This is a genomic window from Clavibacter sp. GW821-FHT01D01 (assembly GCF_059422605.1).
Genome location: NZ_JBWKXC010000010.1, coordinates 44,510 through 71,127, shown reverse-complemented (window position 1 = coordinate 71,127; position 26,618 = coordinate 44,510). Strand labels below are relative to the sequence as shown.

General features: G+C 74.2%; 27 protein-coding genes. 12 read left to right on the top strand and 15 right to left on the bottom strand.

Annotation, left to right across the window (positions count from 1 at the left end; all coding sequences use genetic code 11):
- Nucleotides 1-167: 167 nt before the first annotated feature.
- Nucleotides 168-530, bottom strand: a complete 363-nt coding sequence (locus tag AC07VC_RS13265) for a hypothetical protein (RefSeq protein ID WP_317229596.1) — start codon at nt 528-530, stop codon at nt 168-170.
- An 88-nt stretch (nt 531-618) separates the two neighbouring features.
- Here AC07VC_RS13265 and AC07VC_RS13260 point away from each other — a divergent pair, with 88 nt between their 5' ends.
- From AC07VC_RS13260 to AC07VC_RS13245, 4 genes are all read left to right on the top strand, one after another.
- The gene (locus AC07VC_RS13260; RefSeq protein WP_317229595.1) at nt 619-1,152 is read left to right on the top strand and encodes a MarR family winged helix-turn-helix transcriptional regulator; all 534 of its coding nucleotides are present in this window, start codon (nt 619-621) and stop codon (nt 1,150-1,152) included.
- Between the two features lie 78 nt (nt 1,153-1,230).
- On the top strand, nt 1,231-1,653 hold the full coding sequence (locus AC07VC_RS13255; RefSeq protein WP_494674958.1) for an organic hydroperoxide resistance protein: 423 nt from the start codon (nt 1,231-1,233) through the stop codon (nt 1,651-1,653).
- Complete coding sequence (locus AC07VC_RS13250; RefSeq protein ID WP_494674959.1) at nt 1,653-2,060, top strand: DoxX family protein; 408 nt, start codon at nt 1,653-1,655, stop codon at nt 2,058-2,060. Before AC07VC_RS13255 ends, AC07VC_RS13250 begins: the two co-directional genes overlap by 1 nt.
- Before the next feature lie 127 nt (nt 2,061-2,187).
- On the top strand, nt 2,188-2,619 hold the full coding sequence (locus AC07VC_RS13245) for a VOC family protein (RefSeq protein ID WP_494674960.1): 432 nt from the start codon (nt 2,188-2,190) through the stop codon (nt 2,617-2,619).
- A 50-nt stretch (nt 2,620-2,669) separates the two neighbouring features.
- Here the strand turns inward: AC07VC_RS13245 and AC07VC_RS13240 are convergent, their stop codons facing one another.
- From AC07VC_RS13240 to AC07VC_RS13205, 8 genes are all read right to left on the bottom strand, one after another.
- The gene (locus tag AC07VC_RS13240; protein ID WP_494674961.1) at nt 2,670-3,614 is read right to left on the bottom strand and encodes an aminoglycoside phosphotransferase family protein; all 945 of its coding nucleotides are present in this window, start codon (nt 3,612-3,614) and stop codon (nt 2,670-2,672) included.
- A gap of 8 nt (nt 3,615-3,622) precedes the next feature.
- Nucleotides 3,623-4,747: an epoxide hydrolase family protein gene (locus tag AC07VC_RS13235; RefSeq protein WP_494674962.1), complete on the bottom strand. Its 1,125-nt coding sequence runs from the start codon at nt 4,745-4,747 to the stop codon at nt 3,623-3,625.
- Nucleotides 4,748-4,812: 65 nt separating this feature from the next.
- Nucleotides 4,813-5,871: an ABC transporter permease gene (locus AC07VC_RS13230; RefSeq protein WP_494674963.1), complete on the bottom strand. Its 1,059-nt coding sequence runs from the start codon at nt 5,869-5,871 to the stop codon at nt 4,813-4,815.
- Complete coding sequence (locus tag AC07VC_RS13225) at nt 5,868-6,944, bottom strand: ABC transporter permease (RefSeq protein ID WP_494674964.1); 1,077 nt, start codon at nt 6,942-6,944, stop codon at nt 5,868-5,870. The genes AC07VC_RS13230 and AC07VC_RS13225 overlap by 4 nt, the downstream gene beginning before the upstream one ends.
- Complete coding sequence (locus AC07VC_RS13220) at nt 6,941-8,548, bottom strand: sugar ABC transporter ATP-binding protein (RefSeq protein WP_494674965.1); 1,608 nt, start codon at nt 8,546-8,548, stop codon at nt 6,941-6,943. The genes AC07VC_RS13225 and AC07VC_RS13220 overlap by 4 nt, the downstream gene beginning before the upstream one ends.
- A 125-nt stretch (nt 8,549-8,673) precedes the next feature.
- On the bottom strand, nt 8,674-9,678 hold the full coding sequence (locus tag AC07VC_RS13215) for an ABC transporter substrate-binding protein (protein WP_317229586.1): 1,005 nt from the start codon (nt 9,676-9,678) through the stop codon (nt 8,674-8,676).
- 167 nt (nt 9,679-9,845) lie between these two features.
- The gene (locus tag AC07VC_RS13210) at nt 9,846-11,522 is read right to left on the bottom strand and encodes a sugar ABC transporter ATP-binding protein (protein WP_494674966.1); all 1,677 of its coding nucleotides are present in this window, start codon (nt 11,520-11,522) and stop codon (nt 9,846-9,848) included.
- Nucleotides 11,523-11,648: 126 nt separating this feature from the next.
- Nucleotides 11,649-12,671, bottom strand: coding sequence for a LacI family DNA-binding transcriptional regulator (locus AC07VC_RS13205; protein ID WP_494674967.1), 1,023 nt, complete (start codon nt 12,669-12,671; stop codon nt 11,649-11,651).
- 226 nt (nt 12,672-12,897) lie between these two features.
- Here AC07VC_RS13205 and AC07VC_RS13200 point away from each other — a divergent pair, with 226 nt between their 5' ends.
- Nucleotides 12,898-13,851: a manganese catalase family protein gene (locus AC07VC_RS13200; RefSeq protein ID WP_494674968.1), complete on the top strand. Its 954-nt coding sequence runs from the start codon at nt 12,898-12,900 to the stop codon at nt 13,849-13,851.
- Between the two features lie 75 nt (nt 13,852-13,926).
- On the opposite strand, the gene AC07VC_RS13195 is transcribed toward AC07VC_RS13200, so the two are convergent.
- A complete protein-coding gene (locus AC07VC_RS13195; protein WP_317230799.1) occupies nt 13,927-14,265 on the bottom strand; it encodes a hypothetical protein in 339 nt (112 codons plus the stop codon).
- Nucleotides 14,266-14,395: 130 nt separating this feature from the next.
- Between AC07VC_RS13195 and AC07VC_RS13190 the strand changes: the two genes are divergently transcribed.
- The gene (locus AC07VC_RS13190; protein WP_494674969.1) at nt 14,396-15,691 is read left to right on the top strand and encodes a hypothetical protein; all 1,296 of its coding nucleotides are present in this window, start codon (nt 14,396-14,398) and stop codon (nt 15,689-15,691) included.
- 60 nt (nt 15,692-15,751) lie between these two features.
- A complete protein-coding gene (locus tag AC07VC_RS13185) occupies nt 15,752-16,096 on the top strand; it encodes a YciI family protein (protein WP_494674970.1) in 345 nt (114 codons plus the stop codon).
- A 19-nt stretch (nt 16,097-16,115) separates the two neighbouring features.
- Here AC07VC_RS13185 and AC07VC_RS13180 read toward each other — a convergent pair whose 3' ends face one another.
- From AC07VC_RS13180 to AC07VC_RS13170, 3 genes are read right to left on the bottom strand one after another with little or no spacing between them, the layout of a single operon-like run.
- Entirely contained in the window at nt 16,116-17,363 is a 1,248-nt protein-coding gene (locus AC07VC_RS13180) for a cytochrome P450 (RefSeq protein ID WP_494674971.1), read from the bottom strand.
- The gene (locus AC07VC_RS13175; RefSeq protein WP_494674972.1) at nt 17,360-17,761 is read right to left on the bottom strand and encodes a hypothetical protein; all 402 of its coding nucleotides are present in this window, start codon (nt 17,759-17,761) and stop codon (nt 17,360-17,362) included. The genes AC07VC_RS13180 and AC07VC_RS13175 overlap by 4 nt, the downstream gene beginning before the upstream one ends.
- A 25-nt stretch (nt 17,762-17,786) precedes the next feature.
- Nucleotides 17,787-18,191 carry a four-helix bundle copper-binding protein gene (locus AC07VC_RS13170; RefSeq protein WP_494674973.1) on the bottom strand — a complete coding sequence of 135 codons (405 nt, stop codon included), beginning with the start codon at nt 18,189-18,191 and terminating at the stop codon, nt 17,787-17,789.
- Between the two features lie 253 nt (nt 18,192-18,444).
- Between AC07VC_RS13170 and AC07VC_RS13165 the strand changes: the two genes are divergently transcribed.
- The gene (locus AC07VC_RS13165) at nt 18,445-20,883 is read left to right on the top strand and encodes a phosphoketolase family protein (protein WP_494674974.1); all 2,439 of its coding nucleotides are present in this window, start codon (nt 18,445-18,447) and stop codon (nt 20,881-20,883) included.
- A 66-nt stretch (nt 20,884-20,949) separates the two neighbouring features.
- Here the strand turns inward: AC07VC_RS13165 and AC07VC_RS13160 are convergent, their stop codons facing one another.
- Nucleotides 20,950-21,333: a VOC family protein gene (locus AC07VC_RS13160; protein WP_494674975.1), complete on the bottom strand. Its 384-nt coding sequence runs from the start codon at nt 21,331-21,333 to the stop codon at nt 20,950-20,952.
- A 272-nt stretch (nt 21,334-21,605) separates the two neighbouring features.
- Here AC07VC_RS13160 and AC07VC_RS13155 point away from each other — a divergent pair, with 272 nt between their 5' ends.
- The 3 genes from AC07VC_RS13155 to AC07VC_RS13145 all read left to right on the top strand — a co-directional run bounded on the left by AC07VC_RS13155 (nt 21,606) and on the right by AC07VC_RS13145 (nt 24,917).
- Nucleotides 21,606-23,663 carry a sialate O-acetylesterase gene (locus AC07VC_RS13155; protein WP_494674976.1) on the top strand — a complete coding sequence of 686 codons (2,058 nt, stop codon included), beginning with the start codon at nt 21,606-21,608 and terminating at the stop codon, nt 23,661-23,663.
- A 90-nt stretch (nt 23,664-23,753) separates the two neighbouring features.
- On the top strand, nt 23,754-24,128 hold the full coding sequence (locus AC07VC_RS13150) for a VOC family protein (RefSeq protein WP_317229571.1): 375 nt from the start codon (nt 23,754-23,756) through the stop codon (nt 24,126-24,128).
- A gap of 126 nt (nt 24,129-24,254) precedes the next feature.
- A complete protein-coding gene (locus AC07VC_RS13145; protein WP_494674977.1) occupies nt 24,255-24,917 on the top strand; it encodes a pentapeptide repeat-containing protein in 663 nt (220 codons plus the stop codon).
- 64 nt (nt 24,918-24,981) lie between these two features.
- On the opposite strand, the gene AC07VC_RS13140 is transcribed toward AC07VC_RS13145, so the two are convergent.
- Nucleotides 24,982-25,764 carry an alpha/beta hydrolase gene (locus AC07VC_RS13140; RefSeq protein WP_494674978.1) on the bottom strand — a complete coding sequence of 261 codons (783 nt, stop codon included), beginning with the start codon at nt 25,762-25,764 and terminating at the stop codon, nt 24,982-24,984.
- 381 nt (nt 25,765-26,145) lie between these two features.
- On the opposite strand from AC07VC_RS13140, the gene AC07VC_RS13135 reads away from it, so the two are divergent.
- Nucleotides 26,146-26,553, top strand: coding sequence for a hypothetical protein (locus tag AC07VC_RS13135; RefSeq protein ID WP_317229568.1), 408 nt, complete (start codon nt 26,146-26,148; stop codon nt 26,551-26,553).
- Nucleotides 26,554-26,618: the final 65 nt, after the last annotated feature.

The following is a 26,618-nucleotide window of genomic DNA, read 5'->3' as shown; positions in this document are numbered from 1 at the left end:
GGGATCGCCGGCCGCGACCCCGACCCGCGACGGGTCGTTAGTCCACAAACTACGGGTGCACGTCCGGAGCGTGTGACTTCGTGGTCGACGCCCAGCAACGCGAAATGCCGGGTTCGCCGATCGGACGAGGCAGCCCGTCGGCGCGGCGGGAGGTGCGGGGATCCGCCCTACGGCCGCTCGTCCACCACGCCGACGAACCGGCTGCCGATGCCGTCGACCTCGCGCCGGGCGAGGCCGAGGGCGGGCTCGGGCAGCTCGTCGGGGGAGTGGCGCTCGCACGAGAGGTAGGAGAACTCCGGCCACCACTTCTTGGGGCGCACGGCCTCCGTGAAGCCGCACACCTCGCACGTGAGCTGCACCCACACGGGGCGCTTGCCGGAGGAGTTCGCGCGGGACTGCGCGAGCCAGGGCGGCGGATCCTGGTCCATCGCCGCGATCTCGGACTCCGGGACGCGCCCCGGGATGCCGTGGCGCGTGGCCATCTCCAGCGGGATGCCCAGCCGCAGCGCGGCCTCTCGTCTCGTGATCATGTCGCTCCAGGGTACGCGGCGGTGGGGCGCAGCTGAGCATCGGCCGAGATGAATTGCGCACAACCTTGTTTCCTGACAGGCTCGGACCATGCCCGACGCGACCCCCCTCGACGACACGACGGCGACGCCCGCGCGCATCACCGACGAGCTGGTGTGCTTCTCGCTCTACACGGCCTCGCGCTCCACCACGCAGGCGTACCGCGCGCTCCTCGCGCCGTGGGGCCTCACCTACCCGCAGTACCTGGTGCTCGTCCTGCTGTGGTCGGGCGACGACCGCACCGTCACGGATCTGGGTCGTCAGCTCGACCTCGACTCGGGCACGCTGTCGCCGCTGCTCGCGCGCATGGAGGAGGCCGGCTTCGTCGCCCGCCGTCGCGTCTCCGCCGACCAGCGCGTCGTCACCGTGTCGCTCGCGGACCGCGGCCGCGCCGTGCGGGCCGAGCTCGCGCACGTGCCGGCCGCCGTGATCCGCGGCATGGGCCTCGACCTCGACCGGGCCCGGCAGCTCCTCGCGGCCCTGCACCTCGTCACCGCGGGCATGCAGGAGACCGCCGCCGAGGCGCTCGCCCATCCGGCCGCGCCTCCCGCGGTGCCGACCGCCGCGGCGCCGGCCGCCACCTGACGCACCATCCACCACCACCCACCCGCCGCGCCCCCGCGCGGCCCCGGCCGCCCCGCGGCCACGATCGGAAGGAACCACATGGACGCCCTGTACACCGCGGAGGCCCTCGCCACGGGAGCCGGCCGGAACGGACGCGTCGCCGTCAGCGACAGCGACCTCGCGCTCGACCTCTCCATCCCGAAGGCCATGGGCGGATCCGGCGAGGGCGCGAACCCCGAGCAGCTCTTCGCCGCCGGCTACGCCGCCTGCTTCCACTCCGCCCTGCAGGGCGTCGCGCGCGGCCGCAAGGTCTCCATCGCGGACTCGAGCGTGGGCAGCCGCGTGAGCATCGGATCCAACGGCGAGGGCGGCTACCAGCTGGCCGTGCACCTCGAGGTCGTCATCCCCGGGGTCGAGCACGACCTCGCGCAGGAGCTCGCCGACCAGGCGCACAAGGTCTGCCCGTACTCGAACGCGACCCGCGGCAACATCGAGGTCGTCGTCACGGTCTCGGACGACTGATGGCCGGCCACGCCCCTACGTCCTTCCCCCGCACGGCCGCCCGCGTCGTGCTCGGCTCGTTCCTCGCCCTCGCGGGCATCACGCACCTCACGGTCGCGCGCGAGGAGTTCCGCGCCCAGGTGCCGAAGTCGCTGCCGGTGCCCGAGGACGTGACCGTCGTCGGATCCGGCGTGGCCGAGATCACGCTCGGCTCCGCCCTGCTGTTCGCGCGCTCGCGCCGCGGCCTCGCGGGCTGGGCCGCCGCCGCGTTCTTCACGGCGATCTTCCCCGGCAACATCGCGCAGTACGTCCACCGCCGCGACGCCTTCGGCCTCGACACCGACGGCAAGCGCCTCGGCCGCCTGTTCTTCCAGCCGGTGCTCGTCGCGGTCGCGCTCTGGTCGACGGGGGCGCTGCGCCGGCGCTGACCCGCCCGCTGCGTGCGACGACCACCGGGACCCGCACGGGAACCGGTGGTCGTCGCCCTTGACGCTCCCCGGCACCCGTGGCCAGCATGGGCGCATCCGCTCCACCCGCGTCTCGAAGGAGAGACCCATGCCCATGATCTTCGTGAACCTGCCCGTCACCGACCTGGAGCGCGCGAAGGCGTTCTACACGGCCGTCGGCTTCACCGTGAACCCCGCGTTCACCGACGAGAACGCCGCCTGCATCGTGGTCGAGGAGGACCACAGCTGCCTCATGATCCTGACGCGCCCGTTCTTCCAGTCGTTCACCGACCAGCCGCTCGGCGACCCGTCGACGGCCGTCTCGGCGCTGACGTCGGTGAACCTCGACAGCCGCGAGGAGGTCGACACGGCCGTCGCCGCCGGGCTCGCCGCGGGCGGCACCGAGGCGCGCCCGGCCGCGGACTACGGCTTCATGTACCAGCGCCAGCTCACGGATCCCGACGGGAACATCCTCGAGATCGGCCACATGGACCCGGCGTTCGCCGCGGGCGGCCCGCCGGCCATGGACGCGCAGGGCTGATCGCGGTTCCTGTCACGACTCCGCTCGCGCTGTGCCGCTAGCGGGGCAGCTCAGCCCAGCCCGGCGAGCCGCGCGAGCCCCGCGCGGCACCGCGCGGAGTGCTCGGCGTACAGGTCCGGCCGCCGCTCGCGCGCCCAGCGCGTCACGTCCACGAGGTGCAGCGCCGTCATCGCCACGAGCGTGCGCTGCGCCCCGGCGCCGTCGAGGCCGGCCGCGGCCATGAACGCGTCGTGCTCCGCCGCGGTGACGGATCCGTCGAGGTGCGTCCACGCCGTCACCCGGCGGGCGTCGGTCCATGGCACGGGTCCGGTCTCCGCGGCGCCCCAGTCGATCAGGACCGGGGCGGCGCCCGGACCGCGGGACAGCAGGTTCCGCGGCGCGAGGTCGCCGTGCGCGAGGCCGTGGTCGAACGGGGCCCGGGCAAGGGCGGCGAACCGCTCCCGTAGCCAGGGGAGGGCGTCCGCCGGGTAGGCGCCGTCGCGGAGGAGCGGGTCGTCGCCGTCGAGCGACGCGCGGCCGTAGGCGAGGTGCGCCGCCCACGCGGCGGGCAGGTCGCGCCCGAAGCGCGTGAAGAGCGGGTCGGGGGCGTCGGCGAGGTCGACCCGGCCGACCGCGCGGGCGAGGCGGCCGAGCTCCGTCCACGGATCGGCGACGGGCTCCGCGTGCGACGGCACGAAGGCCTGCACGAGGTAGGGGACGCCGTCATGGATCCCGCGCTCGAGGACCGCGGGGACCGCGATGCCCGCACGCGCGGCGGCGCCCGCCGCCCACTCCTCGACGGGGAACTCGTCGGCGCGCCGCGCATCGGCCGGGAACCGGACCACCACGTCGCCGCCCGTCCGCGCGACGCGGTACGTGCGGTTCACGGATCCGCCGGGGAGCTCCCGCGCGTCGTCGGGCGCTGCGCCGATGCGGCGGAGGATCCCGTCGAGCGCCGCGGGGCGCGCGTCGTCTCCTCGGGGACGGCCCCCGGTCGGCGTCCGGCCGTCCACCACCCGCGCGCCTAGGCCAGCGTCCGCAGGAACGCGCGGATGTCGTCGGCCAGCAGGTCCGGCTCCTCGTGCGGGGCGAAGTGCCCGCCGCGCGGCATGGTCGTGTACCGGACCACGTCGTGGGTGCGCTCCGCCCAGCTCCGCGGCGGGTGCACGAGGTCGTGCGGGAACACCGCGACCGCGGTCGGCACCCGCACGCGGCCGACCGGGGCCGTGCGGCCGGAGGCGTGCGCGTAGTAGGGGCGGAGCGAGCTGCCGATGGATCCCGTGAACCAGTAGAGCGACGCGAGCGTCAGCAGGTGTTCGTCGCTGAACCGCGTGGACACGTCGCCGCCGCAGTCGCTCCAGGCGCGGTGCTTCTCGAGGATCCACGACAGCAGCCCCACGGGCGAGTCCTGGAGCGCGGGCGCGAGCGTCAGCGGGCGCGTCCGCTGCTGGTGCTCGTACGCGCCCTCGTCCGCGTGCCACGTGCGCACCTCCTCCCGGTGCGCGCACTCCGCGTCGGTGAGCGTCGCCTCGTCGAGGTCGGCCGGCGCGGCGACCGCCATCAGGTGGATCCCCGCCACCGCCTCCGGGTGCGCCTCCGCCAGCCGCGACGTGATCCCCGCGCCGAGGTCGCCGCCGTGCGCCGCGTACCGCGCGAAGCCCAGCTCGTCGGCCATCAGCCGGTGCCAGAGCTCGTGCGTCGGCTCGTCGATCCGCGGCCGCGGCGGCGAGAACGGGAACCCCGGGAGCGCGGGCACGATGACGGTGGCCGCGTCCGCCGCGTCGCCGCCGGAGCGGGACGGCTGCGACAGGCGCTCCGCGAGCGGCACCAGCTCGAGCGCGGTGCTCGGCCAGCCGTTGGTGAGGATCACGGGGAGGCGGCCGGGACGCTCCGCGTCGAAGCGGAGGTAGGAGACGGGGGTGCCGTCGAGGTCGGCGACCGCCCACGGCAGCGCCCGGATCTCCCGCTCGCGCGCCCGCCAGTCGAAGCCGTCCGCCCACACCGCGGCGAGGCGGCGCAGGAGGGCCTGGTCGGTGCCCGCCTCCCACGCCGCGACCGGCCACTCCGGCGCCCAGCGCGTGCGGCGGATCCGGTCGCGGAGGTCGTCGAGGTCGGCGTCGCTGACGTCGAGGGGGAGCGGGTCGGTCATGGTCGGTCCTGACGTGGCGGGCGGGCGCGGTGCCCCCATGATCCCGTGCGCCGCCGCCGGGAGTCCTAGGCCCGCCGCCGCCGCGCCATCACCGCGCGCTGCAGGAGCACGAAGACCAGCAGGATGCCGCCCGTGATGATGGTGGTCGCCTCCGGCGGGATGCCGCCGTCGCGCGTGATGAGGACGTTCATGAGGCCGAGCACCAGCGCGCCGACGACCGAGCCGAGCACGAAGCCGACGCCGCCCGTGAGGAGGGTGCCGCCGATGACGGTCGCCGCGATCGCGTCGAGCTCCCAGCCGATGCCGGTGATGTTCTGCGCGCTGCCGAGGCGGGCCGTGTAAATGACCGACGCGAGGCCGGCCAGGGAGCCGCTGATGACGTAGACGGCGAGCTTGGTGCGCCGCACGGGCAGGCCCATGAGCGCGGCCGACTGCTCGGAGCCGCCCGTCGCGTAGACGGTGCGGCCGAGGCGGGTGCGGTGCAGCACGAAGAACGCGACGCCCACCACGACCAGCGCGATGAGCACGCCGGGCGTGGTCACCACGTCGTTCACCTTCGGGCCGTCGACCACCTTCATGTCCGTCGCGAGGGAGCGCAACGGCGACTCGTCGTCGAGGCGCTCCGGCACGGTGCTGAGGATGGAGGCGAGGCCGCGGCCGAGGAACATCATCGCGAGGGTCGCGATGAACGGCTGCACGTCGAAGTACTGGATCAGCACCCCGGAGACGACGCCCGAGGCGGTGCCGATGAGGATCATCAGCACCATCACCACCCACGGGTTCCACCCCGCGTTCGCGAGCAGGACGCCGGCGACGCTGCTGACGGCGACGATCGCGCCGACGGACAGGTCGATGCCGCCCGTGAGGATCACGAAGGTGAGCCCCACGGCGAGCACGATGACGTGCGCGTTGTTGATGAGCAGGTTGGAGAGCGTGGCGGCCTGCAGGATGCGGCCGTACGCGATCTCCCCGTAGGCCAGCATCGCGAGCAGGATCACCAGGGCGGCGACGGTGGGCAGCGAGTCGAGGCGGATGCGGAGCCGGCGGCGCGGCGGGCGCGGCGCGGTGCCGGGTCCCGGCGCGGGCGTCGGGGCGAGGGGCGGGCGGATCGTCGTGGCGCTCATGCGGGCACGGCCTCCTTCTCGGTCGTCACGGGGGCGGGCGCCGCGGGGCGGCGCCTCGTGAACAGCGCGCGGACGCGCTGCGATTGCAGGAGGCAGAGCGCCACGATCACGATCGCCTTGAAGGCGGGCGTGGCCGAGGAGGAGATGCCGAGGAACACGACCGTCTTGTCGAGGGTCGCGATGAGGAGCGCGCCGACGGAGGCCCCCAGCAGGTGGAACTTGCCGCCGGCGAGCGAGGTGCCGCCGATGACGACCGCGAGGATCGCGTCGAGCTCCAGCTGGTAGCCAGTGCGGGAGACGTCGACGGTCATGACGCTCGCGGTGGCGAAGATGCCGGCGACGCCCGCGAGCAGCCCGCTCGCGATGTACGCCGTGAACAGGAGCGCCCGGCGGTCGAGCCCGGCGAGGCGCGCGGCCTGCGGGTCCATGCCGATCGCCTCGATCATGAGGCCCAGCGCGCTGCGGCGCACCAGCACGGCCACGCCGATCGTGATGAGCACCGCCAGCAGGAACACCACCGGCAGCCCCACGAGGTACCCGTTCGCGACCCAGCGGAACGGCTCGTTGGCGGCGGCCGTGTTCTGGCCCGCCGTGATGACCTTCGCGAGGCCGCGCCCGGCGAGCATGATCACGAGGGTGCTGATGAACGGCTGCAGCCCCACGACGGAGACGAGCATGCCGTTGACGGCGCCGAGGATGACGCTGATGAGGAGCGCCAGGCCGATCGCGCCGAGCGCGACGCCGAGCGAGTCGGATCCGGCGGCCTTCAGGAACTCCATCGACACGGCCCCGGCGACCACCATGATCGAGCCGACGCTGAGGTCGATGCCGCCGGTCGCGATGACGAGGCACATGCCCACCGCGATCATGAGCACGGGCGCGGCGGCCCGGAGGATGTCGACGAGGTTGCCGACGAGGTTCCCCGTCTCGGGGTTCACCGAGAGGGCGAGGTAGCCGGGGTCCTTGGCGACGTTCACGGCCAGCAGCAGGATGATCGCCACCGAGCCCCAGAACCAGGGCCGGTGCAGCAGGTCGGCGAGCGGGCGGGCGGGCGTGGTCGTGGTGCCGCTCATCGGCGGGCCTCCTCGGCGGATGCGGATGCGGATGCGGATGCGGGGTCGCGGGCGGGGTCCGGCACGGCGTCGAGGTCGACGTCGGACACCCCCTCCTCGGCGATGGTGGTCACGATGGACTCGGCCGTCACGTCCGGCCCGGCCTCGAGCTCGGCGATCTTGCGGTGGTCCTTGAGCACGACGATGCGGTCGCTGAGCCGCACCACCTCCTCGAGCTCCGAGGAGATGAAGACGACGGCGACACCCGTGTCGGCGAGTGCCGCGACCTGCTCCTGGATCTCGGCCTTCGCGCCCACGTCGATCCCGCGGGTCGGCTCGTCGAGGATCAGCAGCTCCGGCTCGGTCGCGAGCCACCGCCCGAGCAGCACCTTCTGCTGGTTGCCGCCGGACAGGTTCCGGATGGGCCGGTCGGGGTCGGCCGGGCGCACGTTGAGCTCGGTCAGGTACTTGGAGACGATGCGGTCCTTCTCCTTGGCCGACAGCGGCCGGGCCCAGCCGCGCTTCGCCTGCACGGCGAGCACGAGGTTCTCCCGCACGCTGAGGTCGCGGATGATGCCCTCGTCGCGGCGGTTCTCGCTGGAGAACGCGATGCGGCGCTTCAGCGCCTTGGCGGGGGAGGTGATGGCGACGGACGCGCCGTCCATGGTGACGGATCCCGAGTCGGGCCGGTCGACGCCGTAGAGGAGGCGCGCGAGCTCGGTGCGGCCGGAGCCGAGGAGGCCGGCGAGGCCCACGACCTCGCCGCGGCGCAGCTCGATGTCGGTCGCGTCGAGCGAGCCCTTCCGGCCGATGCCGGTGGCGCGGTAGACGGGCTCGCCGTCGGCGACCCGTCGGCTGGCGCGCTCCCGGTCGAGGGAGCGGAGGGCCTGGAGGTCCTTGCCGATCATCTGGGCGATGAGGCCGGCCCGGTCGATGTCGCGGGTGAGGTGCTCGCCGACGCGCTTGCCGTTCCGGAGCACGGTGAGCCGGTCGCTGATCGCGAACACCTGGTCGAGGAAGTGGGAGACGAAGAGGATGGCGACGCCCTCGTCGCGGAGGCGGCGCATCACGCGGAAGAGGCCCTCGACCTCGTCGGCGTCGAGGCTGGACGTCGGCTCGTCGAGGATGAGCACCTTCGCGTCGATGACGGTGGCGCGGCTGATCGCGACGAGCTGCTGCAGCGCGAGGCTGAGCGAGGAGAGGGGGGTGCGCGGATCCAGGTGACCGAGCCCCACGCGGGCCAGCACCTCGGAGGCGGCCGCGTGCGTGCCCTTCCAGTCGATGCCGAACCGGCCGCGGCGCTCGTGGCCGAGCATGACGTTCTCGCCGATGGTGAGGTTCCCGCAGAGGTTCACCTCCTGGTACACGGTCGAGATGCCGGCCGCCTGCGCGTCGGCGGTGCCGGTGAGGCGCCGCTCGGCGCCGTCGACGACGACCGTGCCGGAGTCGATGCCGTAGACGCCCGTGAGCGCCTTGATGAGCGTCGACTTCCCGGCGCCGTTCTCGCCCATGAGCGTGTGGACCTCGCCGGGGAAGAGGCGGAGGTCGACCCCGTCGAGCGCCTTGACGCCCGGGAAGGAGATGGTGATGCCCCGCATCTCGACGATGGGGATGGGTGCCTGCATGGCGCGTGCTCCTTGTCTGCCGTCGGCGCCGGCTGCGTGCGGCAGCGGGCGCGGGACGGGCGGGGGGGGGGGGGGGGGGGGGGGGGCCCCCCCCCCCCCCCCGCCGGGTGTGCCGTGCGGGCGGGCTAGAACTTCCGGTCGGGCAGCGCGGTGGCGGCCTTCTCGGGGGAGTCGAACGTGTCCGACGGGACGACGATCGAGGACTCGACGCTCTCGCCGTCGAGCAGCTTCTGCACGGCCTCGAGCGCGGTGTCCCCGAACAGCGGGTTGTACTCGGCGACGAAGCTGAGCTTGCCGTCGGCCAGGGCCTGCAGCGCGCCCTTGGTGCCGTCGATGGTCGCGATCTTCACGTCCTCGCCGGGCGTGAGGCCCGCCTCCTCGACGGCCTGGACGGCGCCGAGGCCCATCTCGTCGTTCTGCGCGAAGACCATCTGCACGTCGTTCCCGTTCGACTTCAGCACGGTCTCGAAGACGCTCTTCGCCTCCTCGGTGGACCAGTTGGCGGTCTGCGCGCCGACCTTGGTGAAGGCGGAATCGGAGCCGATGACGTCGTTCCAGCCCTCGTTGCGCTCGTTGACGACCGAGACGCCCGCGGGGCCCTCGAGCGTGAAGTACTTGCCGCCCTCGGGCAGCGCCGTCTTCGCCCAGTCGGCGACCGACTCGCTGACCGCGATGTTGTCGGGCGCGATGCGGGTCGCGTACAGGGAGTCGTCGTCCGGCTCGATGCCGCGGTCGATGAGGACCACGGGGATCTCCGCCTCCTTGGCGCGCTCGAGCGAGTCCTCCCAGCCGGAGCCCTCGGTGGCCGACAGCAGGATCACGTCGACGCCCTCGTCGACGAACGACGTGAACGCGTCGATCTGCGACTTCTGGTCGTTGTTGGTGGCGGGGGCGTACTTGAGGTCGAACCCGGCCTCCTTCGTGAAGGTGTCCTGGATGTTCTTCTCGTTGGCCTGGCGCCAGGCGCCCTCGGGGCCGACCGCGACGAAGCCGACGGTGGCGGTCTCCCCGCCGCTGTCGGCGGCGCCGCCGGCGGTGGACCCGGTGCCGGAGTTGCTGTTGCAGGCCGCGAGGCTCAGGGCGATGGCCCCGGCTGCGGCGATGGTGGCGATGCGCCTCTTCGTGGACATGTATCTCCTCCTTGAGATGGCGGGACGGCTCCGTCCCGCATCCGGCCCTCGGGGACCGGTCGTGCTGCGGATGCGCGGGGTGCTGCCGCGTGCTGGGGATGTTACCGGTAACAGTTTCCGGAGCGCAAGCATCTGTTACCGGGAACATCCACGCGGTGGTGCGGAGGTCAGCGGCGGGGCGGCAGGTCCGGCAGGTCCGGCAGCGGGAAGTCGTCCTCGTCCTCCTCGTCGCCCGGCGCGGCGATCAGCTCCACGATCGTGTCGACCGTCACCCCGGGCCCGTTGCTCAGCTCGCCGATCTTCTCCCGGTCCTTCAGCACCACGATCCGGTCGCTCACGCGCACGAGCTCGTCGAAGGCCGAGGAGATGAACACCACCGCGACGCCCTCCAGTGCCAGCTGCGCGATGTGCGCCTGGATGTCGACCTTCGCCCGGATGTCGACGCCGCGGGTCGGCTCGTCGAGGATCAGCACGCGCGGGCGGATCGCCAGCCAGCGCGCGAGCAGCACCTTCTGCTGGTTGCCGCCGGAGAGCTGGCCGGCCGGCGTCGCGGGATCGGCTGGCGTGATGCCGAAGTGCTCGATGTGCCGCTCCACGAGGTCCTCGCGCTCGGCGCGGGAGAGCGGGTGCGCCCATCCGCGCAGCGCCTGCAGGGCGAGCACGATGTTCTCCCGCACGCTGAGGTCGGCGATGAGGCCCTCCGCGCCGCGGTCCTCCGCCGAGAGGGCCACGCGGTTCCGCAGGGCGTCCGCCGGCCGGTCGATCACGATGTCGCGGCCCCCGAGGGTCACCACGCCGCCGTCGGCCCGGTCGGCGCCGGCGAGCAGGCGCGCGAGCTCGGTGCGGCCGGATCCGCGGAGCCCCGCGATGCCGACCACCTCGCCCGGGTGCAGCTCCAGGTCCACGGGCCGCAGCATGCCGCGGCGGCCCACCCCGGCGGCGCGGTAGAGCGGCGGCCCGACCGGGTCCACCCGGTGCGCGCGCCGCTCCGAGCCGATGCGCTTCAGGTGCGCGACGTCCTTCCCGATCATGCGGGCGATCACCTCGGCCCGGTCGATCTCGTGCGGCAGGTAGTCGCCCTCCTTCACACCGCCGCGGAGCACGGTCATCCGGTCGCTGAGGGCGAGCACCTGCTCGAGGAAGTGGGAGACGAACAGGATCGCGACGCCCTGGTCGCGGAGCCGCCGGATGACCCGGAAGAGGCGCGCCACGTCGTCGGCGTCGAGGCTGGAGGTGGGCTCGTCGAGCACCAGGACGCGCGGCCGGTCGACCATGGCGCGGGCGATGGAGACCAGCTGGCGGTTCGCGGGGGAGAGGTCGGCGAGGCGGTCGCGGGGATCCAGCTCCGCGAGGCCGAGCTCCGCGAGCATCGCGGCGGCGCGGGCGTGGGTGGCGCGCCAGGAGATCCCGAGGCGGTGGCGCAGCTCGTGGCCGAGCATCACGTTCTCGCCGACGCTCAGGTTCTCGACCAGGTGCGACTCCTGGAACGCGGCCTGGATGCCGAGCGCCCGGGCGTCCGCCGGACCGCCGAGCCGCACGGGCTCGCCGTCCACGAGGATCTCGCCCGCCTCGATGCGGTGCACGCCGAGCAGCGCCTTGATGAGCGTCGACTTGCCCGCGCCGTTCTCGCCGAGGAGCGCGTGCACCTCGCCGGGGTGCAGGTCGAGGTCGACGCCGTCGAGCGCCACGCCGTTGGGGAAGGCCACGGTGATGCCCGTCATGCGGACGGTCGGGCCGGCCGGCGTGCCGGGGTGCCCGGGGCTGCCGCGGCGCGCGGTCGTGCCGTCCGCGGCGACCGTCGGGCCGGTCGGGCGGATCGTCGTCGATCCCCGTGCGTGACGCACCTGGTGCTCCTCGGGTCGGGCCGTGGCGGCCGCGTGCCGGGCGGCGCCCGGCTGGCTCGACTGTAGCGGCCGCCCGGCGGGCGGGCGAGGCCGGAACGGTGGCCGCGTCGCCGGGTCGTCGGCGCGTCAGTCCGCGCGGCGGGCGGCGGCGCTGGAGTCGCGCACGACGAGCTCGGCGGGGATGCGGCTGGACCGCGGGGTCTCGCGCCCCTCGATCGCCGCGATGAGCACGTCGACCACGAGCGCGCCGAGGGCGGGGAAGTCCTGCCGCACCGTGGTGAGCGGCGGGAGGAAGTGCCGCGAGACGGGGAGGTCGTCGAAGCCGACGACGCTCAGGTCCTCCGGCACGCGGATCCCGCGGTCGTGCAGCCCGTGGATCACGCCGAGGGCCATCTCGTCGTTGGCCACGAACACGGCCGTGTACTCGGGGACCGTCGTGAGGCCCCGCGCGAAGTCGTAGCCGAAGTCGCTCGACCAGTCGCCGATGACGATGGGCCGTTCGCGCATGCCCCACGCCCGGGTGCGCGTGTGGAAGGCGCGCTCGCGAGCGCGCGCGTCGAGCCAGTCGAGCGGGCCGGAGAGGTGGAGAACGTCGCGGTGGCCGAGGCTCGCGAGGTGGTCGACCGCGAGCCGGGTGCCCGCGGACTGGTCCACCGACACGGTGAGGAACGCCGGGTCCTTCTCGGCCTTCACGACGAGCGTCGGCAGCCCCGTCGTGATGGTGCGGAGCACGGCCACCGACGACGACCGCGGCGCCACGACGCAGAGCGCGTCGATGCCCTGCCCGGTGAGGTGGCGCACCGCCTCCTCCGGCGTCGCGTCCTCGTCGTCGCGCAGCGCGAACGACGCGACCGAGTAGCCGCCGTCGCGTGCCGACCGCTCGATGGCGCGGAGGATGCTCGACGGCCCGAACTCCACGGCGCTCTCGATGAGCACGCCGATGCGCAGGGCCCGCTGGGTCACCAGCTCCCGCGCGGCGCTGTTGGGCCGGAAGTCGAGCTCGGCGACGACCTCGAGGACGCGCTGGCGCGTCGACTCCTTCACCTGCGGGTGCCCGTTGAGCACGCGCGACACGGTCATGTGGGAGACGCCGGCCCGTTCCGCGACCTCGCGGAGCCCGAGCCGCTCGCCGCCGCTCCTGACGCTCACCCGCACTCCATCCGGCATCCTCCGAGGCGGCGACGGACGTCGCGCCCGCCGGGTCGCGGGCTGGTCGGATCTCCCATGCTGGGCACACCCTACCGGGGGCCCTCCCGGCTCCACCCGTGCCCGCGGCGCTCCCTGGCAAGCGGCCGACCGCCGGTTCCCACTGCTCGGAGGCGGGAGCAGGGTCGAGGGAGCGGCCATTCCGCCGCCCGAAGAAACAGGAGCTCCCATGTACTTCCACGCACAGACATGGATCAACGAGATCGCCGACGGCGAGCCCGACCCCGCCGCCGCCAACGCGCTGCAGGAGGGCCTCGGCGGCCAGTTCGGCGAGATGCGCACGATGATGCAGTACCTCTTCCAGGCCATGAACTTCCGCGGGGCGTCGGCGAAGCCGTACCGCGACCTGATCCAGGGCATCGGCACCGAGGAGATCAGCCACGTCGAGCTGATCGGCACCACCATCTCGCGCCTCCTCGACGGCGCGCCCGAGTACAGCGGCAAGCTCACCGACCCGCTCGACACCCCCGGCAAGGGCGGCGCGACGCCGCTGAAGATCGCCCTCGACACGGGCAACATCCACCACTACCTCGTGGGCGCGCAGGGCGCGCTGCCCGTCGACTCCGCCGGCAACCCGTGGAGCGGCAGCTACGTCTACAACTCCGGCAACCTCCCGCTCGATCTGCTCTACAACGTCATGCTCGAGTCGACCGGCCGCCTGCAGAAGTGCCGCATCTACGAGATGACCGACAACCCCGTGGCGCGTGCCACCGTCGCGTACCTCATCGTGCGCGACCAGGCGCACGAGAACGCGTACGCCAAGGCGCTCGAGACGCTCGGCGTCGACTGGGGCAAGCTCCTGCCGATCCCGAAGACGAACGCCGAGCAGTTCCCCGAGGTCAAGAAGCTGGTGGACCTGGGCCTCCAGAGCAAGCAGTACAGCTTCGACCTCGACGGCAAGAGCGAGGCCGGCCGCATCTTCCAGGGCGCATCGCCCTCGAACGACGGCACCGACCTCACCGCCACCGAGCAGGCGCCCGAGGGCTTCCCCTCGACCATCGCGCCCGAGCGCCTCGAGGAGTTCGCGCCGGGGCTCGACACGGACCTCATGGCCCTCATCCAGGAGACGGCGGAGCGCGAGCTCGCCGACATCGAGGCGTTCTACGGACCCGCGAAGGGCTGATCCGCCTCAACCGCTCCACGCCGCGGCGCCGTCTCCCTCGGGAGGCGGCGCCGTCGTCGTGCCGGGCGGCCGGCGTCAGCCGCGCCGGGCCGCGCGCTCCGCGGCGAGGTGCCCCGCGAGCACGGCGGCACCCGCGAGCAGCAGGCCGACGAGCGTCGAGATCCCGGAGGCGGGGCCGCTGCCGGTCGCGACCAGGCCGCCGACCGTGACGAGCAGCGAGACCACGGCGAGCGGCGTCACCACGCGGGATCCGGCGCGGCGGGCGGCGTCCTCGCGGGACGCGGGGGCGTCGTCGACGGCGCGGTAGCCGAGGCGGCGGATCCACGGGGCGTCGAACCGCTGCGCGTGCGGCACGAGGAGCGCCAGCACGGCGGTCACCACCGCGATGATCCCGAGCATCGTCCACACGCCCATGCGCGACCGCCTTCCCTCGCCTCCCCTCGACGCTACCGGCACGCCATCCGCCCGGCCCATGCCGGTGATGCCTCCGAGGGACGCCGGCTCCACTCCCCGTCCCTACGGTGGAGGGCATGGGGACGCGGGCATGAGGGCGACGGCGCGGTGGCGCGCGACCTCGGCGATCGCGGCGGTCGCGCTCGTCGTCGCGGTGCTGAGCGGGTGCTCGTGGCTGTCGCCGCCACCGCCCGAGGCGGCGGTCGCCAGCGTGGAGGCCCTGCGGACGCGGCTCGTCGCGGTGGACGGGGTCGCGGAGGTCGCGACGTCGCTGTACTCGCCCGACCTCCTCCGATCGGGCCGGTGGGTCGCCTCCGTCGACGTCACCGCCGAGACCCCCGACCTCGCCCTGGCCGCCGCCGTGCGGGGCGCCCTCGGCGACGGCGTGACCGCGGCCCAGCTCGACCTCTCCCTCGAGGTCCCGGAGGGTTCCGGGATCGCGGGCGTGACGCTCGACCCGCAGGTCGCCGACGACGTCGACCTCGCCGACGCGTGGCGCCGCATCCCGGGTGCCGCCTCCGTGCATCTCGCCGGCGGCGGCCGCTGGGTCGTCCTCCGCGAGGGCGCGACGGTCGCGGAGGCGGCGGACCGCTTCCGTCCGATCCTCGGCGACGGCCTCGTGGTGCTCCAGGACGAGATCGTCTCGGTCGGCGTGACCGCCACGGCACCGGGATCCGCGCTCCTGTCCGCGATCGACGCGCTCGCGGCCCGGCCGGGCGTGACCGGCGTGTACTCCACGCCGGGACCCGACATGGGCCGGGCCGCGGTCACCGTCGAGACGGACGACGTCGAGCCGGTCGCGGCCGTCCTCGCCGCGACGGTCGACGAGGCCGCGGACGCGGGCAGTGCCCCGCGGACGGCCTTCACGGTGCGGACCGCGTACGCGTCGGACCGCTCGTCCGACGACGAACGGGAGGTCACGGGCTGGGTCGGCCTCCCCCTCGGCGCGCCCGAGCCCGCCGACCTGCCGCAGCCGGTCGAGCCGGAGGCGCCGGCCGATCCGCCGGTGCCGGAGGCCCCGCCCGTCCTCGTCGACGTGGCCGCCCAGGAGGCCGGGGTGCGCGCCTTCCTCGAGTCCGCGGTCGCCATCGCCGGCGTGCCGGCCGAGGCGACCGCGGAGGCCACGGCGTGCGCGGACGGCTCCGCGGCGACGCAGGCGACGGGCCGCGTGCTCATCCCGGTGTTCACCGTCATGGACGACGCCCAGGCCCCCTTCGACGCGATCACCGGCGCGTGGGCCGACGCGGGCTTCGTGCCGAGCGGCCGCGCCATGGGCCGCGACTTCTGGTCCGCCGGCGACGGCCGGGCCGACGGCGTGGCGACCGCCAGCATCCGCGGCACCGCCGAGGGCCTCAGCATCTCCGCCGAGTCGGTGTGCGTGCGCTGACGACGCTCCGTTGCCCTCGTCGTCGGCCGGGGGCAGGATCGCGGTGACGAAGGGATGCCCATGCCGCAGTACGTCGTCCTCATCCACAGCGACCCGGAGGCGGCGGACCCGCCGACCGACGAGGAGCGCGCCGCCCACGACCGCCATGCGGAGGAGCTGGCCGGATCCGGGTCCCTCGCGATCGCCTACGCGCTGGGTCCGCCCGGCGAGGCGGTCGCCATCCGGAGCGGCACCGCCTCGGCCGGGCCGCTGCGGTCGTCGGGCCCGCAGGTCGCCGGCTTCTGCGTGATCGACGCGCCCGACCTCGACGCCGCTGTCGCGATCGCGCACGGGAATCCGGCGGCGCGCACCGGTGCCGGCGTCGAGGTGCGCCCCGTGGAGGGCGGCGGCGTCCTCCGCGGCTGACGGGCCGGGAGCCCTCGCGTCAGTCCGACCGCAGCCCCCGCACGGCGACGCGCACCCCGCTCCGCGGGAGCGCCGGGAACCGCCGCAGCGAGATGCGGAGGTCCTGCGGCGGGAGCGTCATGTCGGTCGCGCGGGTGGCGAGGCGCACGGCCTGCTCGACGAGCGCGATCGTGATGTCCTCGCCCGGGCAGCGGTGGCCCGTCGCCGCGTCGCCGCCGCCCTGGGGGATCAGGGTGTTCGGGTCGCCGTCCCAGTCGCGGAAGCGCGTGGGGTCGAAGGACTCCGGATCCCGCCAGAGGCGGGGGTCGCGGTTGGTGCCGAAGAGGTCGAGCATCACCCAGTCGCCCGGCGCGAAGGTCCCGCCGAGGCCGTCGAAGCCGTTCCGGACGGTGCCGGCGATCACGGGGAAGAAGGGGTAGGAGCGGCGCACCTCCTGCACGAAGCCCCGGAGGTCGGTCTCGTCGCCGGCGGCGAAGGCCCGCGCCCAGCGGGGGTGGGCGTGCAGGGCGTGCAGCGCGAAGTCGATGAAGCGCGCGACCGCGACCGTGGGGCGCACGAGGTTGAGGAGCTCCACGCCCGCGGCCTCGACGGTGAGCGGCGAGCCGTCGGCGTCGACGTGGGTCACGACGTCCTGCAGCGGCGAGCCGGCGGCGACCGGCAGGCGGCCGTCGCGGGCGCGTCGCACCACGTCGCGCGCCCACCGCTCGGCGCGCCGGCGCCGGGCGCGCGCGGCCCAGTTCACGGGGCCGACGGACGCGGCCCGCTCGACCATGTCGGCGACGTCGGCGCCGACGCGCCGGACCTCGTCGTCGTCCACGGGGATCCCGACCCAGCGGCATGCGGTGCGCATGAGCACCTCGACGAGCTCGTCGTGCAGTCGCACCTCGGGCACCTGCGACCAGCGCGCGACGCCCTGCCGCCACTCGTCGTCGAAGGCCCGGCGGACGCGCTCGATGCCCTCGGGCAGCATCATCCCGAGGAACATCGCCTTCCGGATGTGGTGGCCGTGCCCGCTCATCGCCTGCACGCTGCCCTCGTCCTGCAGGAGGTGCATGACGGACACGGGCATCGCGCCCGCGCGGCCGAAGCGGTCGCCCTCGTAGAAGAGGCGGGCGGCCTCGCGGCCGCGGATGCAGGTGACCGGGCGGCCGGCGAGCCGCGTGCGGAACGCGTCGGCCCCCACGGCGTCGGCGCCGCGGGACACGAACCGGTAGCCGTCGCGGAGGAGGCGGAGCGAGCTGTCCGGGCCGGGGAGGCGGGGGATCACGCGGGGCCTCCGGTGCTCCCGTGGCCTCCGGGACCCGAGCCGGGGGTGTCGTAGGAGCCGTCGGTGCCGACGCGGAGGCCCTCGCGCACGATGGCGCTCGGGCCGCCGAAGGGCGTGCACCGGTAGTCGCGCGTGACCCCGGCGGCCTCCGCGAACGCGTCCGGGTTGAACTCCGGATCCTCGTAGCCGAGGCACTGCGCCACCACCCACATCACGTTGACGCGCACGCGCTCGGCCTCCTCCGGGGAGAGGCGGGGAGCGGCGGGTCCGGGGGAGCCGGAGCCGTCGCCGGTGGGCGCGTGCGCGGTGCCCGTGGCGCGGTACGGCGCCTCGGACCAGTCGTGGGCGCGGATCTCGGCGGCGAGGTGCCGCTCGCGCGCCGTCAGCGCGCCGCGCACGGCATCCCCGGACGCTCGACGGTCGTCACAGCGCGTCGAGGAGCGCGGCGCACGCGATCTCGCAGCGCCGGCACTCCTCGGAGCAGATCCGGCAGTGCTCGTGCATCTCGCCGTGCCGGGCGCACTCGTCGGCGCACGCCCCGCAGGCGGCGATGCAGAGCTCGAGCGCGAGGCGCGTGATGTCGACGCGGTCGCTGCTGTGGCGGGTGAGGGTGTCGAGGGTCGCGGCGCAGATCTCGGAGCAGTCGAGGTCGGCGCTCACGCACGCGGTGAGCTCGGCGACGCCCTCCTCGGACAGGCACGCGGCGGCGCAGGCCGAGCAGGCCGCGGCGCACGCCCCGCACGCGTCGATGCAGGCGGCGAGCACCTCCAGGTCGAGGTCGCCGCGGTCGGCGGGCGAGGTGCGGAGCAGATCCAGCGTCGCGCTCATGGGGTTCCTTCCTGCGTGCGGCGGAGCGCCGGGAGGCGCCACGGGCGGGGCCCGATGCGGGTCACGCTAGGCCGGTCCGGGGGATGCGCCCCGGGGGTTGCCGCGCGGCGTGCCAGCGGCTACGGGCGGACGCGCCGGCCGGACGCGCCGGGCGGATGCGTCGGGCGGACGCGTCGGCCGGACGCGCCGGCAGGCGGCGATCCGGCGGGCAGCCCGCCCTGGTCGCGCGCCGACCCCCGCCGTAGGCTGATGCATGGCCTCCGACACCGCACCCCGCGACCCCGCCGCGCCCCTCTACCTCGACGTCGTCGACGGGTGGTGGCGCGCCGCCAACTACCTCTCCGTCGGCCAGATCTACCTGCTCGACGACCCGCTGCTGGAGCGTCCGCTGACGCGCGACGACATCAAGCCGCGCCTTCTCGGGCACTGGGGCACCACCCCGTTGCTGAACTTCGTCTACGCGCACCTCAACCGCGTGATCGTCGAGCGGGACCTCGACATGATCTACATCGCCGGCCCCGGCCACGGCGGCCCCGGCATGGTCGCGAACGCGTACCTCGACGGCACCTACTCGGAGCTCTTCTCCGCCGCGACGCCCGACCGCGCGGGGCTCCGTCACCTGTTCCGCCAGTTCTCGTTCCCCGGCGGCGTCCCGTCGCACGCGGCCCCCGAGACGCCCGGGTCCATCAACGAGGGCGGCGAGCTCGGGTACTCGCTGGTGCACGCGTACGGGGCCGCGCTCGACAACCCCGACCTCATCGTGTCGTGCGTCATCGGCGACGGCGAGGCCGAGACGGCGACCCTCGCCGCCAGCTGGCACCTCAACAAGTTCCTCGACCCGGAGTCGGACGGCGCCGTGCTGCCGATCCTGAACCTCAACGGCTGGAAGATCGCGAACCCCACGGTGCTCGCGCGCATCCCCGAGGAGGAGCTGCTCGCCCTGTTCACCGGGTACGGCTACGCGCCGCGCATCGTCTCGGGCGGCTTCGACGACGAGGACCACCGCGCCGTCCACGAGCGGTTCGCGATCGCGCTCGGCGAGGCCCTCGACGACATCACGCGGATCCAGCTGGCGGCCCGCACGGGCGGCAGCGAGGAGCGCCCGGCGTGGCCGATGCTGATCCTCCGCACGCCCAAGGGCTGGACGGGTCCGAAGGAGGTCGACGGCAAGCAGGTGGAGGGCACGTGGCGGGCGCACCAGGTGCCGCTCTCCGGGGTCCGCGACGACGAGGACCACCTGCGCCAGCTCCAGGAGTGGCTCGAGAGCTACCGGCCGCACGAGCTCTTCGACCGCGACGGGCGCCTGACGCCCGCGCTGCAGCCGAACCGCCCCGAGGGCGACCGGCGCATGAGCGCCAACCCGCACGCGAACGGCGGCCTCCTCCGCCGCGACCTCAGCCTGCCGCCGCTGGAGGTCAACGCGATCGACCTGAGCGACGGCCGCGGCGTCATCGCAGAGCCGACCCGCGTGCTCGGCGGCTGGCTGCGCGACGTGATCGCGCGCAACCCGCTCGACTTCCGGATCTTCGGCCCCGACGAGACCGCCAGCAACCGGCTCGACGACGTGTACGAGGTCACCGCGAAGGCGTGGCAGGGCGAGGTCGTGGCCGCGGACGAGCACCTGGCGCACCAGGGGCGCGTCATCGAGATCCTGAACGAGAACATCACGCAGGGGCTCCTCGAGGCGTACCTGCTCACCGGTCGGCACGGGCTCTTCACCTCGTACGAGGCGTTCATCCACGTGGTCGACTCCATGTTCAACCAGTACGCGAAGTGGCTCGAGTCGAGCTCGCGGGTGGAGTGGCGGCGCCCGGTCGCGTCGTTCACGTACCTCCTGTCGTCGCACGTGTGGCGGCAGGACCACAACGGCTTCTCGCACCAGGACCCCGGGTTCCTCGACCACGTCGTCAACAAGCGGGCCGAGATCGTGCGCGTGTACCTGCCGTTCGACGCGAACTCGCTGCTCGTCACCATGGACCACTGCCTGCGCGGCACCGACCTCATCAACGTGGTCGTCGCCGGAAAGCAGCCGACCGCGAGCCTGCTCGGGCTCGAGGAGGCGCGGGCGCACGGGGCGCGCGGCGTGGGCGTCTGGGAGTGGGCGGGCACCGAGGTGCCGGGGCTCGAGCCGGACGTGGTCGTCGCGTGCGCGGGCGACATCCCGACCGTGGAGGCGATGGCGGCGGTGCAGATCCTCAAGCGGGAGATCCCGCAGCTGCGCGTGCGCTTCATCAACGTCGTCGACCTGATGCGGCTGCAGGACACGACGCAGCACCCGCACGGCCTCGACGACGGCTCCTTCGACGCGCTCTTCACGCGCGACAAGCCGGTGGTGTTCGCGTTCCACGGCTACCCGTCGCTCATCCACCGCCTCACGTACAAGCGCCACAACCACGAGAACATGCACGTGCGCGGATTCGTGGAGCAGGGCGGCACCACCACCCCGTTCGACATGCTGATGCTCAACGACCTCGACCGGTTCCGGCTCGTGATGGACGTGATCCGCCGCGTGCCGCACCTCGAGACCACCTACGCCGCGCTGTCGCAGCGGATGGACGACGAGCGCATCGCCCACCGCGTCTACACGCGCCAGCACGGCGACGACATGCCCGACGTCTCCGGCGCCGAGGGGCTGCCCTTCGCGGACCCGTCGCGGCAGACCGCGATCGACACGGGGGACGACAACGCGTAGCGGGTGCGCCGCCCGGAGGCGCGCGGCTCGGCGGTGCGCGGCCCGGAGGCGCGCGGCCGGGCGCGACTAGCCGGTCGTCGTCTCGGCGGGGGAGTCGGCCGCACCCGCGGGCCCGTGGTCGAACAGCCCGATCGCGTTGCCCTCGCTGTCGCGCACGTACGCCCAGCGGTCGGTCTCGTTGAGCATCTGGATGCCGCCCATCGCGGATCCGCCGTGCGCCTCCACCTGCGCCACCGTCTCCTCGATGGAGTCGACCGTGATCACGATGGTGGGGTGCGGCACGTCGGCGCGCTGATGCAGGTCCCCGTTGATCCCGTCGTCGGATCCGGTGATGACCATGCCCGCGTCCTCCCCCCACGCCTCGTAGCGGAAGCCGAAGACGGCGGTGTAGAACGCGCTCGCGCGCGCCATGTCGTCGGCGGGGATCTCGAAGTGCTCCACGGCAGCCATGCGTCATGTTCCAGCGGCTGGGGAATCGGCGTCAAGGGGCGACCATGGTCGCGGTGACGGAGGCCGGGCCTCCGGCGCACACGATGGGCTCGGACTCCTCGGCCTCGACGCCGCCATCATCGCCTTCTCGCAGGTGATGTCGCATGCCCAGTTCGGGCCCGACCCCGGCAATGCGCCTCCGACCGGCCGTTCGGGGGGCGGCACTTAATTCCTCAGTGGGGTAAAAAGGGGATCGCCGGCGTACCCGACGCGGCCGTCCCCAGGAGTCGCTCGTGCACGAACACGCCCCCCGCCCCGCCGCGACCCGGCACCGCTCACGGCTGCTGCGCGCCGGACGCGCGCTCGCCGCGGCCCTCGTCCTGTCCGCCGTCGCGCTGCCCGCCGACGCGGCCGGTGCCGCAGCCGGTGCCGCGTCGGCCGCATCCGTCGCCCCCGTCCTCCGGCCGTCCGCGGCGAAGCCCGCGGTGCCCTTCACCGTCGCCCCGACGCCGACCATCACCGGCACGCCCGTGGTCGGCCGGGTGCTCACCGCGGTGCCCGGCGCCTGGAAGCCCGTCGGCGCGGTCTTCTCGTACCAGTGGTCCGCTGACGACATCGCGATCCCCGCGGCCACCCGCAAGACGTACACGGTCGCCGCGAAGGACGCGGGCCGTGCGCTCAGCGTCCGGGTGGTCGCCACCCGGACGGGCAGCATCGCCGCCGAGCGCCGCAGCGCCTCCACCGCTCCCGTCACGCTCCCGGCGTTCACCACCTCCCCGGTGCCGACGATCGCCGGGTCGGCCGTCGTCGGATCCGTCCTCACGGCCCGTCCCGGCGGCTGGAGCCCGGCGCCGACGCTGTCCTACGGGTGGACCCGCGACGGCGTCGCCATCGCCGGCGCGCACGCCGCCACCTACCGGCTGACCGCGGCGGACGCGGGCGCGCGGATCGTCGCCTCGGTGACGGCCTCGCGGCCGGGCGTGCAGACCCGCATGCGGGACAGCGTCCCGACCAAGGCCGTGGCGCCCGCGCCCGCGCCGAAGCCGACCCCGGCACCCAAGCCGACGCCGGTGCCGACCGCGAAGCCGACGGTCGCGCCGACGCCGGTGCCGACCGCGAAGCCGACGGTCGCGCCGACACCCACACCGACGCCGACGCCGACCGTGGCGCCGACGACCGCGCCCACCCCCGCCCCGACCGTGCAGCCGACCGCTCCGCCCGTCCCCACGCCGCCGGTCGCCCCCACGACCACCGCGCCCGTCGTCGTCGGGCAGCTGACCGTCGGCAGCGCGGTGCGCGCGCTGCCCGGCACCTGGACGCCCACGTCCTCGCCGCTGCGCTACCGCTGGTACCTCGACGGCGTCACCCAGGTCGCCGAGACCGGACCCACCCTGCGGCTCGGCCCGGCGGCCCTCGGCGCGCGCATCACCGTCACCGTCTCGGGCAGCTGGGCCGGGATCCCGGACGTCCACCGCTCCACGACGAGGGCGACCGCCCCCGTCACGGCCGTCGCCGGTGCTGCGGACGGCCTGGGCCACGACGTGGTGGCGATCCTCGGGCAGTCCAACGCGCAGGGCGGCGGCTTCGGCTACGACCCCGCCGTCGACGTCCCTCGGGAGGGCGTCGACCAGCTGGTCGGCGACTGGCAGGACGCGGACTGGGGACGCGTCGTCCCCGCCGACGACAGCCTCAAGCACGTCACCACCTGGAAGATGACGGACCGGCCGAAGCTCGTCGGCCCGGGCATGACCTTCGGGCGGGCGCTCCTCGCGGACTCCGAGCCCGGCCGCCGGGTGCTGCTGGTCCCCGCGGCGCAGGGCAGCACCGCCCTCACCCGGGTGGACGCGGTGCAGCGGTTCACGTGGGATCCGACCCCCGAGCCCGGCTCGGTCGAGGCGGGGCTGACGAACCTCTACGCCAACGCGACGACGCAGATCGACAACGCGCTGGCGCTGGATCCGGACAACCGCCTCGTCGCGATCATCTGGGCGCAGGGAGAGTCGGACGCGAACGCCATCGCCAGCGCCCCCACCGCCGAGGGGCGCGTGGCGGCGAAGGCGAAGTACGCCGACCGCCTCCTCGAGCTCGAGACCGGCCTCGTCACCCGGTACGGCTCCGTGCCGTTCCTCGTCGGCGGCATGGTCCCCGAGTGGATCGGGACGAACGGGCCGCGGCAGGACATCGACGCGGTGCACCGGGACCTGGAGCGGCTGCGGCCGGAGGTCGCGTACGTGCCCGGGGTGTCCGGGCACGCGAACGAGGGCGAGGACTTCATCCACTACGACGCGGTCGGCGCGCGGATGATGGGCGCCGGCTTCTACGCCGCGTACCTCCGGCAGACCGCGCGCTGACCCGAGCCCCGGCACGGCCGGGTCACCGCCCGCCCCCGCGCGTACGGTCGAGGGGAGCCGCCACCCGGGCGGCGGGAACGCGAGGTCACCATGCTCGGAGAGCACCCCGTCGGCGTCGTCCTGCTCACGCAGGACATGGCCGCGTCACGCCGCTTCTACGCCGAGGCCCTCGGGCTCGAGGTGGCGGAGGAGTCGGAGTCGGCCATCACCTACCGCTCCGGCGGCACCGACCTCACGGTCACGTCCAGCACGGTCGGCTCGCAGGACGAGCAGACGAAGGCGTCGTGGAAGGTGCGGGACCTCCGCGCCGAGCTCGACCAGCTGGCCGAGCGCGGCGTGCACCCCGAGGAGTACGACACCGACGAGCTGAGGACCGTGGACGGCATCGCGGACCACGCGGGCGTGTGGTCCGCGTGGATCACCGACCCCGACGGCAACTCGCTCGGCATCGAGCAGCCGAAGTAGCGCGCGGCGCGCGGGCAGCGCGCGCGGGCGGAGGGCGAGGGGCGCGCGGGCGGAGGGCGAGGGGGTCTCCCGTACGGTGGGACGACCGTCCGCCCGACGGGATCCGACACCCCTCCGGAGGACCGCATGGCCGCATCCACCCGCCTCCTGCCGCCGCGCATCAGCGACCCGCGGCTCGACGGCCTTGCCGACGGCGACCCGTCCGACCTCGACGCGCACGCGTCGTTCGAACGGCTCCGCTTCGCCGACGCCGACCTCACGGACGCCGACCTCGTCGACGTCGGCTTCGAGGAGTGCGTGCTGGAGCGCCTCCGCCTGCACGAGGCCGACCTCACGGCCGCGAGCCTCGTGGACGTGCTCGCCTCGCGCCTCGACGCCCCCGTGCTGAAGGCCCCGCGCATGCGCATGCGCGACGTGCGCCTGGAGGGCTCGCGGGTCGGATCCGCCGAGCTCTACGACTCCACGCTCTCGTCGGTGCACATCGTCGACTGCCGCCTCGGCTTCGTGAACCTGCGCGGGTCGAAGATCACCGACCTGCTCATCACGGACTGCGCCATCGAGGAGCTGGACCTCCGCGGCACCGCCGGCATGCGCATCGCGTTCGCCCGCACCACCATCGGCACGCTCGACCTCGGCGACTCGAGCCTCACCCACCTCGACCTCCGCGGCGCCGAGATCCTCGACCTCGACACCCCGGACGGCCTCCGCGGCGCGGTCCTCGACTCGAACCAGCTCATGGCGCTCGGCCCGGTCTTCGCGCGGCACTTCCGGGTGCGCGTCGAGGACTGACCGCGACGCCCGCCGCGGGGCGGACCCCGGCACTCCCGAGGATGCCGCCGGGCGCGATGGCCCGCTAGTCCGCGGACGCCCGCGCGACGTGCGCGAGCAGCCGCTCGACGAGCATCCGGCGCAGCTCGAGGGACGACCAGCCGTGGTCCGCGCCCTCGGCGGCCGTGAAGGCGGCACCGGGCATGATCCGGGCGTACCGCTCGCCGTACTCGAGGGGCACGACGTCGTCGGCGGTGCCGTGCAGCACGTCCACCGGGCCCGGGTACGCGGCGGCCGGGCCGTAGACGTCGACCCCGGCGAGCACCTCGTCCGCGAAGCCCAGGCCGAGGCCCATGCCGTCGACGTCGACGATGCCACGGGCGCGCGCCGCGGGGAGCGGCTTCCCGAGGACCCGGTCGTGCACGGTGATGTCGTCGACGACGGCGCCCGCGGGCGACCACAGCGTGAGGCTCGCCACGACCTCGGGGGCGCGGGCGGCGGCCAGCGCCGCCTCGACCCCGCCGAGGCTGTGGCCGACGACGTGCACGGGCCCGCCGGCGTCGCGGGCGAGCGCGCGGATCATCGCGGACACCTGGTCGACCTCGTCGAGCAGCCGCACGTCGGCGAAGTCCCCGTCGCTCACCCCGTGGCCGAGCCGGTCGTAGGAGCGCACCGCGATGCCCGCGGCGACGAGCGCGCGGGCCGTCGGCACCCAGAGGCCGTGCCCGCCGGATCCGGTGTCGCTGAACCCGTGCACCAGGAGCGCGGCGGGGGAGCCGGGCCGTACGGTGCCGTGCTCCCAGCCGCGGAGGATCCGCCCGCCGTGGTCGAGCTCGAGTGGGGCGACGCGGGTGCTGGGGGTGCTCATGGGTCGATCGTGCCACCCGCCGGGCCATCGCCCGCGCGGCGCGCACCCTCGATGCCGTGCACGCGGCGCGCTGCGGGAAGACGCGACATCGAACCGCCGCGCATCAGCGCCCGTGGACCTGTGGATGGGGCCTGATCATCACTCCGCAGGAGGTGGACACTGCGAGTCATCCGATCACTCGAGGCTGGCGATGGCCGCCCCTCGGAGAACAAGGGAGTTCAGATGGTCCACTCGTCCATGTCTCGACGCATAGCGGCGGGAATCGTCGCATCGGCTGCACTCATTCCCGCATTCGGCGCCACCTCGGCTCAAGCCGCTGAGCTGGCGCCCGCTCATGCGACCCAGTCGACACCCATGACCTTCGGTGGGTACGACTCAGGGGTGGCCGCCGCTCACGGATACGAGATCATCACCGCCCTGGGCGGCATGCAGTTCAGCGTGCCCGTCACGGATGCCGCGAGGAAGGAGGCCCAGTCCGCGGGCACTGCCGCGGGAGACTGCGGGACCTCCTTCGTCAACGCCGCGAAGCTGAGCAACGACACGCTGGCCGTGACCACCGGATATCAGGTCCCGTTCCCGGTCGCGGAGAAGACATGGCGCGTCCTCGCGCAGTCACTCCTCTCGTCGCACGTCTTCCCGTGGGACGGTCCGAGCGGCGGCGCCTGGTCCAGTCAGGCGGCCGCGACGGTCCCTGGCCCTGGAGTCGCCGGAGTGACGGCGGGATCGCACGTGGTCGGCACGAACGGGCGCGTGTGCTACTCGGGTCTGCCGACGGCGGCATTCGGATGATGCGCCCCGCAGGCGCCGTCGACGTGCTGAGCGTCGTCCGGCAGGCGACCGGACGGGGGCTCTGA